This window comes from Bacillus sp. PAMC26543, from assembly GCF_014250375.1.
In the GTDB taxonomy this organism is placed as follows: domain Bacteria; phylum Bacillota; class Bacilli; order Bacillales; family Bacillaceae; genus Bacillus; species Bacillus halotolerans.
Genome location: NZ_CP060193.1, coordinates 1,198,486 through 1,211,259 on the forward strand (window position 1 = coordinate 1,198,486; position 12,774 = coordinate 1,211,259).

At 45.3% G+C, this 12,774-nt stretch carries 12 protein-coding genes; 8 read left to right on the forward strand and 4 right to left on the reverse strand.

Annotated elements, in window-relative coordinates:
• Positions 1–19: 19 nt before the first annotated feature.
• Genes H7F27_RS06000 through H7F27_RS06015 form a run of 4 tightly spaced genes read right to left on the reverse strand, consistent with a single transcriptional unit; the run spans position 20 to position 4,097 of the window.
• Entirely contained in the window at positions 20–850 is an 831-nt protein-coding gene (locus tag H7F27_RS06000) for a carbohydrate ABC transporter permease (protein ID WP_024122559.1), read from the reverse strand.
• Positions 847–1,758, reverse strand: a complete 912-nt coding sequence (locus H7F27_RS06005; RefSeq protein ID WP_024122558.1) for a carbohydrate ABC transporter permease — start codon at positions 1,756–1,758, stop codon at positions 847–849. The genes H7F27_RS06000 and H7F27_RS06005 overlap by 4 nt, the downstream gene beginning before the upstream one ends.
• Positions 1,751–3,028 (reverse strand): ABC transporter substrate-binding protein, encoded by a 1,278-nt coding sequence (locus tag H7F27_RS06010; RefSeq protein WP_185848702.1) that lies wholly within the window; start codon positions 3,026–3,028, stop codon positions 1,751–1,753. Before H7F27_RS06010 ends, H7F27_RS06005 begins: the two co-directional genes overlap by 8 nt.
• 10 nt (positions 3,029–3,038) lie before the next feature.
• The gene (locus H7F27_RS06015) at positions 3,039–4,097 is read right to left on the reverse strand and encodes a LacI family DNA-binding transcriptional regulator (RefSeq protein WP_185848703.1); all 1,059 of its coding nucleotides are present in this window, start codon (positions 4,095–4,097) and stop codon (positions 3,039–3,041) included.
• A gap of 246 nt (positions 4,098–4,343) precedes the next feature.
• On the opposite strand from H7F27_RS06015, the gene H7F27_RS06020 reads away from it, so the two are divergent.
• From H7F27_RS06020 to H7F27_RS06055, 8 genes are all read left to right on the forward strand, one after another.
• The gene (locus H7F27_RS06020; protein ID WP_095714554.1) at positions 4,344–5,243 is read left to right on the forward strand and encodes a dienelactone hydrolase family protein; all 900 of its coding nucleotides are present in this window, start codon (positions 4,344–4,346) and stop codon (positions 5,241–5,243) included.
• Positions 5,244–5,511: 268 nt separating this feature from the next.
• Complete coding sequence (gene bioW / locus H7F27_RS06025; protein ID WP_185848704.1) at positions 5,512–6,306, forward strand: 6-carboxyhexanoate--CoA ligase; 795 nt, start codon at positions 5,512–5,514, stop codon at positions 6,304–6,306.
• Complete coding sequence (bioA, locus tag H7F27_RS06030) at positions 6,278–7,624, forward strand: adenosylmethionine--8-amino-7-oxononanoate transaminase (protein WP_185848705.1); 1,347 nt, start codon at positions 6,278–6,280, stop codon at positions 7,622–7,624. Before bioW ends, bioA begins: the two co-directional genes overlap by 29 nt.
• Complete coding sequence (bioF, locus tag H7F27_RS06035; protein ID WP_024122552.1) at positions 7,614–8,786, forward strand: 8-amino-7-oxononanoate synthase; 1,173 nt, start codon at positions 7,614–7,616, stop codon at positions 8,784–8,786. Before bioA ends, bioF begins: the two co-directional genes overlap by 11 nt.
• The gene (gene bioD / locus H7F27_RS06040; protein WP_038954263.1) at positions 8,783–9,478 is read left to right on the forward strand and encodes a dethiobiotin synthase; all 696 of its coding nucleotides are present in this window, start codon (positions 8,783–8,785) and stop codon (positions 9,476–9,478) included. Before bioF ends, bioD begins: the two co-directional genes overlap by 4 nt.
• A 2-nt stretch (positions 9,479–9,480) precedes the next feature.
• Entirely contained in the window at positions 9,481–10,488 is a 1,008-nt protein-coding gene (gene bioB, locus H7F27_RS06045; protein ID WP_185848706.1) for a biotin synthase BioB, read from the forward strand.
• Positions 10,489–10,577: 89 nt separating this feature from the next.
• Positions 10,578–11,762 carry a biotin biosynthesis cytochrome P450 gene (locus H7F27_RS06050; protein WP_185848707.1) on the forward strand — a complete coding sequence of 395 codons (1,185 nt, stop codon included), beginning with the start codon at positions 10,578–10,580 and terminating at the stop codon, positions 11,760–11,762.
• Between the two features lie 86 nt (positions 11,763–11,848).
• A complete protein-coding gene (locus H7F27_RS06055) occupies positions 11,849–12,619 on the forward strand; it encodes an NAD-dependent epimerase/dehydratase family protein (protein ID WP_101863524.1) in 771 nt (256 codons plus the stop codon).
• Positions 12,620–12,774: the final 155 nt, after the last annotated feature.

The following is a 12,774-nucleotide window of genomic DNA, read 5'->3' on the forward strand; positions in this document are numbered from 1 at the left end:
CGGTTCCTCCTTTATTTCATTATCCTTTTACCGCGCCTGATGACAGCCCGGCAATAAAGTATTTTTGCAGCGCCAGAAACAGAATGACCATCGGCAGCATTGCCATGATGGCAGCCGCGGCGACCAAATGCAGATTGTTGGCGTTTTCTCCGAAAAAACCGGCCATTGCGACAGTAAGTGTCTGCACCTTCTGATCCTGTAAAAAGAAAATCGCAAATTGATAGTCATTCCATATAAAGACACAGGAAATAATACAGATGGTGGCAGTGATCGGCTTCAGCAAAGGAAATACGATCGTAAAAAAGATTTTCAGCATTCCCGCTCCATCCATTCTTGCCGCTTCTTCAAGCTCTTTTGGAATGGTTGAACGGATAAAGCCGGAATACAAAAACACGGTTAACGGCATATACGCCGCTGTATTGATCAAAATGGCGACTGCGTGCGTATTGACCATGCCGGCGTCCACAACCATTCTGTACAAAGGCACCATGGACGTTAACGGAGGGATGATCATAATTGAAATCAGCAGCGCGAAAACGGCTTTATTCAGCTTGGTTTCCCGCCGGGCAAGAGGATAGGCGGCCAGTGAGCCGAATATGATTAATAACAATGCCGAAACACCTGTGATGATGATTGTGTTGATAAACGAGTTGCCAAGTGAAGCGCGCTCCCATGCCTCAGAAAAATTTTGAAAGGAAATATCAGCTGGAAACAGCCATTTGGAACTGTAATCTCCTTTTGCTTTCAATGAAGTGGTCAGCAGAATGTAAAAAGGAATGAAATGCGCACAGGCTACAATGGCAGCGAGAAGTGTAATAAACCGCAGTTTGTTTGAGCGGGCGGCTCTCATGACATTTCCGTCTCCTTTCTTTTAAAGTACGCAAGCGCGCAAAAGCTGATGATCAAAATGACAAATGCCATAAATATGCCTTGTGTCGCAGCATATCCGGCATCCTGCCGTTTAAAATACAGGTCATACATAAACGTTGACATGGATTGCGACGCGTTTCCGGGTCCGCCTGCAGTGAGCGCAATTATCACGTCAAACAGCTTTAAGCCTCCGATAATGTTGATGACCATATTGATCGTGATCGAGGGCATTAACAGCGGCAGGGTGATGCCGAAAAACTGCTGGCCCCGTGTCGCGCCATCCATTTCCGCTGCTTCATAGTAATCTTTCGGAATGCTTTGCAGGCCTGCCAAATAGACAATCATGGCGATGCCGACATATTGGTACGTGTTAATCATGACGATGATCCACGGGTTCGAAGACGGACTGGCGAGCGCGTTGATCGGGGTGATGCCGAAAACGCCAAGCAGGTCATTAAGCGCACCTCCGTCATATGAAAAGAAAAAGTACCAAATGTAGCCCATAATGAGCGGACTGATCATAACCGGCAAATACACAATGGTTCTTGTTATCGCTTTCATTTTTATGCTTTGATTTAGCAGCAGGGCGTACAGAAGACCAATAACGTTTTGAAAAAAGGTACTGCCGAGTCCGTATAGCAGCGTGTTTTTTAAGATATGCCATGTGTCCGGATCAGCAAACAGCCTTTCATACTGAGCGAAACCGACCCACTGATAAACCTGAGAAAATCCGTTCCAGTTTGTGAAGGTGATAAAAGCGCCTTTTACAAACGGATAAATCATGAAGATCAAAACGGAGAGCAGAGCCGGAATATACATCCACCAAAGTGAGGATTGTTTTTTCGGCTTGACCTGTTTCACATGAACATCTCTTGCGATCTCACTCATTGTTTTCAGCTCCCTGTGTTCCAGATTGCTCCCGGAGTCGTTTATATTCTCTTCCCAGCTTTTTAGAAATCTCGTTGGGTGTCAAAATGTCTGCCGCAAGCTCCTGGCCGACCGTTCCCATCACATCCCACATCCCGTTCGGCAGATACAATCGGTCGAAATAGGGCTCGACTTTCATATTCTGATAATGCTGATAGTCTTTGGCATAGAAAATATCAGCTTTTACATTGGTCAGCCCTGAAGGAAGCGATGTGGCTTCAGCCATTTCTTTCGCATGGGCGGGACGAGCCATAAATGCGATAAATTGCTTTGCTTCCTTTAAATGAGGCGAGTCTTTCCATGCTGCCAGTGTATAGCGCTCGCCGCCAATCCATATCGGGTCATCACCGGAGTGTATAGCTGGTGTCGGGATAATCCCAACCTTTACATTCGGGTTAATTTGGGCGACGTCTTGGCCGAGGGTGCCGCCCTGCATGGTAAAAGCAATTTTGTTTTGAGCCATTAACTCAATGAGCTGTGATTTTTTTGCTGTTACGGCATCGATATTGATGAGTTTTTCTTTCTGCATTTGTTTGAGGGTATCTGAAAGATAAGTAAATTTGCTCCAATTGAAGGTGCCGTCAATGAGCTGTTTCTTTTCATTATGGGCAGGATCTGTGATGAGAAGAGGTGTTGCGAATTGGTCATAATATTGGGCGAAAGAGCTTTTATCATATCCGGCGAACCAGAAAGGAACGATTTCTCCATTGCTTTTTTCTTTAATCGTTCTCAGTGCTTTTATAAAGTCATCCATCGTTTCCGGCGGGTCAATGCCGAAACGGTCTAACATATTGCGGTTGTACGCCAGGCCGTCCTTTGCTTGGTTGATCGGATATGCGTATACCTTTCCGCTTTTGTTTTTAAGGATGCTGTTTAAATTTGGATCAAGATTCTGAGTCCAGTCCATATCCCGGAGATCGGCTGTATACTCCCCGTACCTGATTTTCCCCCAGCCATGAGTATCAAAGAGATCAGGCAGATCATTGGCGGCCATTCTGACACGCATCATATTTTCATAGTCATTGCCTGGGAAATGAATGCTGACGCGAATGCCGCTTTCCTTTTCGAACGCTGAGGCTAGTTTTCTGAATGTGTTTCTTTCACTGTCCGTTGACATCGTAGAATAAATGGTTAACGTCTTTTTGCCTGTATCTGTAGCGCTTTCTTCAGATGAGCAGCCCGGCATAATCAGCAGAATAAGAGAGAGAAATAAAACAAATATGTGTTTCATCTTTTCCTCCTTATGATCTTGATGAACGTTTGTCTTGCGTCACCTCCTTAGCTGTATATCCGCAGCTTTGCCTGATGATCAGTGTTGTCGGCAGGGTGACTTGATGAGGAATTGTTCGGCCGTTAAAGCGGTCGAGAAGCTGTTTTACGCCTGTTCGGCCCATTTCCTCTGTATGCACTTTCACGGTGGTTAAAGGTGTGCTTGCAAACTCGGCCTCTTCAATGCCGTTAAAGCTGACAATGGCTGTATCCCGCGGCACATGCAGATCGGCTTCCCGAAGTGCTTTCAATGCGCCGATGGCCATAGAATCACTTGCGATAAAAAAGGCTTCAGGCAGCTTGCCTTGAGTGATGGCTTTTTTCATCAGACGATAGCCCTCGCGCATGCTGTAATCGCCGACCAGGACGTGTTCAGGCTGAGGATGGGCGGACTGCAAAAAGGCAGTCTGGCGTTTGTCCTCAATTGTTCTGCGAATGCTTTGGCCGTCCCTCAGTGTATGCTCCTTCTCCTGCCCGCCGATATAGCCTAATCGTTGGTAACCTAAATCGAAAAGGTGATCAATTGCCTGGCGTGCGGCGGCTTCAAAATCAATCTCAATCGAGTCGTATATCTGCGGATCGGGAGAATGATTGATAAATACGGCATGCTCCAATCGGCCGCTGATATGTTGAACGGCTTCGTCATGGACACGGCCGATAACAATGATACCGTCTAATTCCCGAAAAATATGCTCCTGGAAGGAACCGAGATGGATGGAGTTTGTAATGAAAATTTCCTGTTCAAAGCATTCTTTTTCAATTCCTTTGCGAATAGAAGAAAAATAAGGATCCTGCCGTTCTTCATCGGGAGATAAGCAGCTCAGCACCCCGATAAGCGGCTGGGCGCGCTGTTTTTGTCCGCGGGCTTTTCGGCGTTTAGCGACAGTTTGATAGCCTAGCTCTTCAGCGATACTGATCACTCTTTGTCTCGTTTCACCAGCCACAGAAAGCGAATGATCTTCATTTAAAATTCTCGAAACAGTAGCATTTGAAACGTTCGCTTTTAAGGCGATATCTTTTATACGAACCATGGTTACTCCCTTTCATTTGAATGAGATTTACTAAAACAAAAGAAATATTTTACTCATACGTTTTTGATAAATTGATACTATCATATGAAAGTAAGCGGTTACAATAATGAATTTCAGAATATTTTGTTATATTTAGTAAAAGTTTAGTAAACTACGATTTTTGTTTCTATATACTGTGTGAAAAATAAAGGGAATAACAAATCCGTCTCGTACATTGAAGATAAGCGAAAAAGGAAGGGTGATGGGATGAGTAACGAAAAAAGAGAGCTGCTGTTTCGATTGCTTGGTGATTTGCCTGATCGGAAGCATACGGGGGCGGAAACGCTGCGTATTGAGGAAAAAGAGGGATATATAATTGAAACGCTGCTGCTTGATATAAATGGGCTTGAAAAGGTGCCTGCATATTTTGTGAAGCCGAAAGCCGCAAAAGGACGGTGCCCGGTTATATTATTTCAGCATTCGCATGGCGGGCAGTATGAACGGGGAAAAAGTGAACTGCTTGAGGGAGCGGATTATTTGAAAGCGCCTTCTTTTGCTCGGGAGCTGACTTCTCTCGGATATGGCGTATTGGCAATCGACCATTGGGGATTTGGAGACAGACGGGGAAAATCAGAAAGCGAGATTTTTAAAGAGATGCTTCTGACGGGCAGGGTGATGTGGGGCATGATGATTTACGACAGTATAAGAGCCATTGATTATGTGCAGAGCCGCCCTGATATTCAGCCTGACAGAATCGGAACGATCGGCATGTCTATGGGGGGCTTGATGGCTTGGTGGACAGCGGCGCTTGATGAACGGATTAAGGCATGTGCGGATTTATGCAGTCAGGTTGACCATCATGTACTGATTGAAACACAGAATCTTGACCGGCATGGCTTTTATTATTACGTTCCGTCTCTTGCCAAGCACTTTTCTGCATCAGATATCCAAAGCCTGATCGCACCGCGACCGCATCTTAGTCTTGCCGGCATACATGATCGGCTAACACCCGCTGAGGGAGTGAACAAAATCGAAAAAGAATTAACAGCTTTGTATGCTGAAAAAGGGGCTTCTGATTGTTACCGTATGGTGCGCTCCGCTTCAGGGCATTTTGAAACAGCTATGATGAGGCATGAAGCTCTGCAGTTTTTGAAAAAGTGGCTGTGACATGAAAAAGGGCAGGCTTTACGTGTTTTTCTGAAATGGTTCTAAACAGGTAAGGAGGCGAGCATCTGCCCGTCTCTTCTTTTTCTAGTGGATCAATACAGTTATCAGGAATATACATGATAAATAGATTTTGTTTATGAGGAAATGGCGTTCTGATATTGACAGAATTGTGTATACATAATAATATTCTAATTGTTAACCTGAATTTATAAATGGTTAACAAATAGAATACTTTCTTCTGTAATCAAAGCTGAAAGGGCGAGAAGGTATGCAAGAAGAAACATTTTACAGTGTCAGAATGAGAGCTTCTATGAATGGGTCTCACGAAGATGGAGGAAAGCATATATCCGGCGGAGAACGGCTCATCACGTTCGATAATATGAAACGTACGGTGAATGCCTTATTAGAAAAAGGGTTATCTCACTCTAGAGGAAAACCGGATTTTATGCAAATTCAATTTGAAGAGGTTCATGAGCCGGTTAAGAAGATTCATCCATTACCAATGAAGACAAATGAAGTGGAATCCCCGGAAGAGGGACAAAGTCTTGCCCGTTTCTTATTGGAGAGAGCGGGTGTTCCAAGAAAAGTGATTGAAAAAGCATATCAACAAATGTCTGAATGGTCAGGTATCAGGGGAGCGGTGGTGTTTGATATTCACACTGGCAAACGAATTGATCAAACACACGATAAAGGTGTACGGGTGTCCAGAATGGATTGGCCGGACGCCAATTTTGAAAATTGGGCGTTCCGCAATAACATGCCGTCCAATTCAAGAATAAAAGAGGCCCTTGCACTTGCTTCGAAGGTGAGTGAGCATCCGGCAACCGTTGCAGAATTATGCTGGTCAGATGACCCTGATTACATAACAGGCTACGTCGCGGGTAAAAAATTGGGCTATCAGCGCATTACAGCAATGAAAGAATACGGGACTGAAGAGGGCTGCCGAATCTTTTTTGCTGACGGCTCTGTAAATGTAAACACATACATAAATGATCTCCAGAAGAAGCCTATTTTAATAGAGTGGGAGGAAGATGATGACTCAAGATTGGATAGAAAAAAGTAAAAAACATCTTTGGCTGCCTTTTACTCAAATGAAAGACTATGATGAACATCCCTTGATCATCGAAAGCGGCAACGGAATCAAAGTAAAAGACATTAACGGCAAGGAATATTATGACGGCTTTTCTTCCGTTTGGCTTAATGTGCACGGGCACCGCAAAAAGGAATTAGATGAGGCCATCATAAAACAGCTTGGCAAAATTGCTCACTCCACATTATTGGGCATGACCAACGTTCCGGCGACTGAACTTGCCGAGACATTAATCGAGATCAGTCCGGAGAAGCTGACGCGTGTTTTTTATTCGGACAGCGGTGCAGAAGCGATGGAAATTGCTCTTAAAATGGCGTTTCAATATTGGAAGAACATCGGGAAGCCTGAGAAACAAAAATTTATCGCAATGAAAAATGGGTATCACGGCGATACGATTGGTGCAGTCAGTGTCGGTTCAATTGAACTGTTCCACCACGTCTATGGCCCGTTAATGTTTGATAGTTATAAAGCTCCGATCCCTTATGTATACCGCTCTGAAAGCGGCGATCCTGTGCAGAGCCGTGAGGAGTGTCTCTATGTGCTTGAACAGCTGCTGAAGGAACACCATCACGAAATTGCAGCACTTTCGATTGAATCAATGGTTCAAGGAGCATCCGGCATGATTGTGATGCCGGCAGGATACTTGGCAGGTGTGCGCGAGCTTTGTACAGCTTACGATGTCTTAATGATTGTTGATGAAGTTGCCACTGGTTTTGGGCGTACGGGGAAAATGTTTGCATGTGAGCACGAAAATGTTCAGCCTGATCTAATGGCTGCCGGCAAAGGCATTACAGGAGGCTATTTGCCGATAGCTGTCACTTTTGCCACCGAAGACATCTACCATGCATTCTACGATGATTACAAAGAACAAAAAACCTTTTTCCACGGTCACTCCTATACAGGAAATCAGCTTGGCTGTGCGGTTGCTCTTGAAAACCTGAGATTATTTGAATCTGAAAACATCGTTGAACAAGTCGCGCAAAAAAGTAAAAAGCTCCATTTACTTCTTCAAGACCTGCATGCACTTCCTCACGTTGGGGATATTCGGCAGCTCGGCTTTATGTGCGGCGCAGAGCTTGTTCAGTCAAAGGAAACCAAACGGCCTTATCCTGCTGATCGGCGAGTGGGGTACAAAGTTTCTTTGAAAATGAGAGAGCTCGGGATGCTGACGAGACCGCTCGGCGATGTAATTGCATTTCTGCCTCCGCTTGCCAGCACAGCTGAAGAGCTCGAAGCAATGGTGTCTATTATGAAAGAAGCGATCCAAGAGGTAACCAGCCTTGAGCATTGACAGCTGGTTAAGCCGCCGGTTAGACAAAGCGAAGGGAGCCGGCGTATACCGTACACTGCGAACAATGAATGGGCCTCCAATTCCGGAGGTGACGATTGATGGCAAAAATCAAACGGTCTGGTCGTCAAACAATTATTTAGGTCTCGCAAACCATAACCGCTTGATCTCTGCAGCTCAAGAAGCACTGCAGCAATTTGGAGCAGGAAGCACCGGCTCGCGTTTAACGACGGGCAATTCGACCTGGCATGAAAAACTCGAAAAAAAGATTGCCGGCTTTAAACGGACAGAAGCGGCTTTACTGTTTTCAAGCGGCTATTTAGCCAATGTCGGTGTCCTTTCTTCGTTACCTGAAAAAGGGGACGTCATTTTAAGTGATCAATTAAATCATGCAAGTATCATCGATGGCTGCCGCCTGTCTAAGGCTGATACGGTCATTTATCGCCATATCGAAATGGCTGATCTTGAAGAAAAACTGAAAGAAACACAGCGGTACCAGCGCCGTTTTATCGTAACAGACGGGGTATTCAGCATGGATGGCACGATTGCCCCTCTTGATCAGATCATCTCTCTTGCTAAAAGCTGCAATGCTTACGTGATCGTTGATGATGCGCATGCAACAGGTGTTTTGGGAGAATCAGGAGGAGGGACGAGTGAACATTTCGGTGTTTGTCCTGACATTGTCATCGGCACGTTAAGCAAAGCTGCCGGAGCGGAAGGGGGGTTCGCTGCAGGTTCAGCGGTATTCATCGACTTTCTGCTGAACCATGCCAGAACGTTTATCTTTCAAACCGCTATTCCTCCGGCAAGCTGTGCAGCTGCCCATGAGGCGTTAGACATCATGGAGGCCAGCAAGGAAAAACGACAGCTTTTATATTCTTATATCCAGATGATCAAAACGAATCTGAAGCACATGGGCTATGTGGTGAAGGGGCATCATACACCGATTATTCCGGTGGTCATCGGCGATACCCGAAAAACCGTCACATTTGCTGAAAAACTGCAGGACAAGGGAATCTATGCCCCTGCTATTCGTCCGCCGACCGTTGCGCCAGGAGAAAGCCGTATCCGATTAACCATCACTGCTGGGCACAGTATGAGGGATATTGATCATTTGCTGGAAGCATTTCGTTCAATCGGAAAGGAGCTGAACATCATTCCATGAGAGGTTTTTTTGTAACCGGAACAGATACAGAAGTGGGGAAAACGGTGATATCCTGCGGTCTTGCAGCCTTATTGCGGGAAAATAAGATGGATGTCGGAGTATTTAAACCATTTCTAAGCGGGATCTCCCCTCATCATCCAGAGAGCGACACAAGCCTGCTGAAAGAGATGTCGCAAACGAGTCTTTCACATGAAGAGATTACGCCTTTTGCGTTCAAAGAGCCGCTAGCTCCATACGTTGCAGGAAAGCTGGAGGGAAAGGCTGTCAAAATGGAAGAGGTCGTACGCCATTGGGAGCGGATAAGAGAAAAACATGATTGCTTCATCGTAGAAGGTGCGGGCGGGATTTCTGTGCCATTGGGAGAGGATTTTTTAGTCAGTCATGTCATAAAAGCGTTACAGCTTCCAGTGATTATTGTGGCACGCCCTCATCTTGGAACGATTAATCACACCTTTTTAACTGTTCAATATGCCAAAAGCATGGGTCTTCCAATCGCCGGAATCGTCATCAATGGAATCAGTGATTCTCCTGATCATGATGAAAAAACCAATCCTGAAATGATTGAGAGCTTATGCGGTGTGCCGCTATTAGGAGTGACGCCAAAGCTGATAAACACAACAAAAGAAACGATTCAGGATATGGTGAAGGACCATATAGATTTATCATTACTGATCAATCGAGTGGGGGCATGAAAATGAATCAATGGATGGAACTTGCAGACCGGGTGCTGGACGGAGCAGAGGTGACCAACGAAGAGGCGCTTTCGATTTTAAACTGTCCAGATGAAGACATCTTGCTTTTGATGCATGGAGCTTTTCACATCAGAAAACGATTTTATGGAAAAAAAGTAAAGCTCAATATGATTATGAATGCAAAATCAGGGCTCTGTCCGGAGAATTGCGGCTATTGTTCCCAGTCTGCGATTTCGAAAGCGCCGATTGAGACTTACCGGATGGTGAAAAAGGAAACCCTTCTGGAAGGCGCAAAGCGGGCGCATGATTTGAACATAGGTACATACTGTATCGTGGCAAGCGGCAGGGGGCCGTCCAACAGAGAAGTGGATCAGGTCGCAGAAGCGGTACAGGAAATAAAAGATACGTATGGACTGAAAGTTTGTGCGTGTCTCGGATTGCTAAAGCCGGAGCAGGCGAAGCGGCTGAAAGAAGCCGGAGTAGACCGCTATAATCATAATGTCAATACATCACAGAGAAATCATTCAAATATTACCACGTCACATACGTACGAGGACAGGGTCAATACGGTTGAGATTGCAAAAACCTCCGGCATGTCTCCATGTTCAGGCGCCATTATCGGGATGAAGGAAACGAAACGGGATGTCATCGATATCGCACAAAGCTTGAAGGCCCTTGACGCTGATTCCATTCCGGTGAATTTTTTGCATGCGATTGACGGCACACCATTAGAAGGCGTAAATGAATTAAACCCGCTGTATTGCTTAAAAGTGCTGGCGCTGTTCCGTTATATCAATCCGTCAAAAGAAATCCGCATTTCTGGTGGAAGAGAGGTCAATCTCCGTTCATTGCAGCCATTGGGGCTGTACGCCGCCAACTCCATCTTTGTCGGAGATTATTTAACGACTTCAGGACAGGAGGAGACGGAGGATCATAAAATGCTGAGTGATTTAGGATTTGAAGTAGAATCGGTCGAAGAGATGAAAGCCAGTTTAAGTGCAAATAGCTGAAAGCAAGAATAAAAGCAATCGGTGTCATGTCGATTGCTTTTATTTTTATAGAGTCAAAATGATGATGTCAGAATCATGAGAGGGAGCATATGACAATTCCAATTTCACTTACACCTTCTGTGTTTTTTAAAAACCCTTATCCTTTTTACGATACATTACGTTCTGCACACCCTTTATATAAAGGGAATGTTTTGAAGTATCCAGGCTGGTATGTCACGGGATATGAGGAAGCGGCAGCAATTCTGAAAGATACCAGATTCAGAACACGTGTCCCGCTGCCTGAGACCTCCATAAAATATAAGGATTTGAATCATGTCCAGAAGCAGATGATGCTGTTTCAGAATCAGCCTGATCATAGGCGCCTGCGTATGCCGGTCAGCGGGGTATTTACTCCGAGAATGACAGAGGGCTATCGCCCATTTATAAATGAAACTGTCCATCAGTTGCTTGATCAAGTGCAAGGGGAAAAAAAGATGGAGCTGATTTCTGACCTTGCTTTTCCTTTGGCAAGCAGCATTATAGCTAAGATCATAGGTGTGCCGGCAGAAGGAAGGGATCAATTTAAAGAGTGGTCGTCAAGCCTTGTTCAAACGATTGATTTTACCCGATCAAGAAAGGTGTTAACAGACGGCGATCAGATCACTGTAGTGATGAGGGAGTATTTTAGAGAGCTCATTCAAAAACGGAAACAAAAACCGCAGCATGACGTGGTCAGCATGCTGCTGAAGGAAGGACAGGCTGGTAAGCTGACGGAGGAGGAAGTGGCATCAACGTGTATATTGCTGGCGATCGCCGGACATGAAACAACAGTGAATCTCATCAGCAACTCAATTCTTTGTCTGCTGCAGCATCAAGAACAGCTTTTGCAGCTCAAAGAAAACCCAGCTCTGATTCATACCGCAGTTGAGGAATGTTTACGTTATGAAAGCCCCACACAAATGACAGCTCGTGTTGCGTCAGAAGAGATTGAAATGAATGGCGTAACGATTCGACAAGGGGAGCATGTCTATATTCTGCTGGGGGCTGCCAATCGAGACCCAAAAGTATTCGCGCATGCCAATGAGTTCGATATCACCAGAAGCCCTAATCCCCATCTTTCATTCGGACAGGGCCACCATATTTGTATAGGTTCCTCACTGGCACGGCTAGAAGCACAAATTGCAATTAACACTCTTCTGCAGCGCATGCCCGGCCTGCAGCTCGCTGTTTCTGAAGTGCGATACCGGAAGCTAATTGGTTTTAGAGCGCTTATGGAGCTGCCGGTTATTTTTTAATGAAGGCTAAAGGAAGCCATGTGAATGCTGAAAACGTGTCATCCCCGGCGAAAATGGGCAATCTATAAAAAAAGGGGAGTGAACATATGAGAAAAGTGCTGATCGCCGGCGGAAATGGTGTGATTGGGAGGATATTGGCTAAAGGGCTTATGTCTGAGTACGAGGTGACGGTGCTGGATAAAGACCGCTACGAAGGCTTAGCACCCGCTATTCAGGCAGACGCGTCAAACTATGAGGATCTATTGAAAAAGATTCCGAGAGATACAGACGTGATCGTGAACTTACTCGCTGTCAAAATCAAATACGATGTCATGGACACAGCTGAATTTGAAAAAATGACGGATATTTTTTATAGAGCAAGCTACTATTTGTGCCGCGCGGCAGCAGAGCTCGGCATACCAAAGGTTGTTTTCGCCAGCAGCAATCATGTGACAGATGTGTACGAAAAAGACGGGCGTTCGCTCTTAGGGCGGGAAATCACAACCGACGATTATCCGCTGTCAAAAAATCTATATGGCGTCCTAAAGCTGACCTCGGAACATATCGGCCACCTGTTTTATCTGGAAAATAAGCTCTCTGTCATCAACCTTCGAATCGGAACGGTCGTCACAGATGAAATGGATACACTGCATGAGAACGACCGGACGAAAAAAACGCTTCTTTCCCACCCGGACTTGCTGTCGATTTTTAAAGCAGCCATTGAAACGAATATCCGTTACGGCACTTATTACGCCGTCTCTGACAATCCCGGCAAGCCGTGGTCGATAGAATCCGCGGTTCAGGAGCTTGGGTTTGCGCCTCAAATTAATACCGCTGAGCTTCTGAAAGAGGAAGAGAACGGCAATAACAGAGCATAATCATTTTCTAAGATTATGCTCTTTTTCTTTTATGATCGGTTTCAAGCCAGTTCCGATGCCGTCGGGCAAGGGACAGTGTTCAAATGATTATAGACATGGCAATCGCATATTTGCTACATTTTAGACACGATATCGTCACATGCTGCAGCTCGTTT

Bases quoted from the DNA above. Each gene is read 5' to 3' on its own strand.
- H7F27_RS06000 (WP_024122559.1), bottom strand. From the start codon at position 850: ATGAGAGCCGCCCGCTCAAACAAACTGCGGTTTATTACACTTCTCGCT.
- H7F27_RS06005 (WP_024122558.1), bottom strand. From the start codon at position 1,758: ATGAGTGAGATCGCAAGAGATGTTCATGTGAAACAGGTCAAGCCGAAA.
- H7F27_RS06010 (WP_185848702.1), bottom strand. From the start codon at position 3,028: ATGAAACACATATTTGTTTTATTTCTCTCTCTTATTCTGCTGATTATG.
- H7F27_RS06015 (WP_185848703.1), bottom strand. From the start codon at position 4,097: ATGGTTCGTATAAAAGATATCGCCTTAAAAGCGAACGTTTCAAATGCT.
- H7F27_RS06020 (WP_095714554.1), top strand. From the start codon at position 4,344: ATGAGTAACGAAAAAAGAGAGCTGCTGTTTCGATTGCTTGGTGATTTG.
- bioW (WP_185848704.1), top strand. From the start codon at position 5,512: ATGCAAGAAGAAACATTTTACAGTGTCAGAATGAGAGCTTCTATGAAT.
- bioA (WP_185848705.1), top strand. From the start codon at position 6,278: ATGACTCAAGATTGGATAGAAAAAAGTAAAAAACATCTTTGGCTGCCT.
- bioD (WP_038954263.1), top strand. From the start codon at position 8,783: ATGAGAGGTTTTTTTGTAACCGGAACAGATACAGAAGTGGGGAAAACG.
- bioB (WP_185848706.1), top strand. From the start codon at position 9,481: ATGAATCAATGGATGGAACTTGCAGACCGGGTGCTGGACGGAGCAGAG.
- H7F27_RS06050 (WP_185848707.1), top strand. From the start codon at position 10,578: ATGACAATTCCAATTTCACTTACACCTTCTGTGTTTTTTAAAAACCCT.
- H7F27_RS06055 (WP_101863524.1), top strand. From the start codon at position 11,849: ATGAGAAAAGTGCTGATCGCCGGCGGAAATGGTGTGATTGGGAGGATA.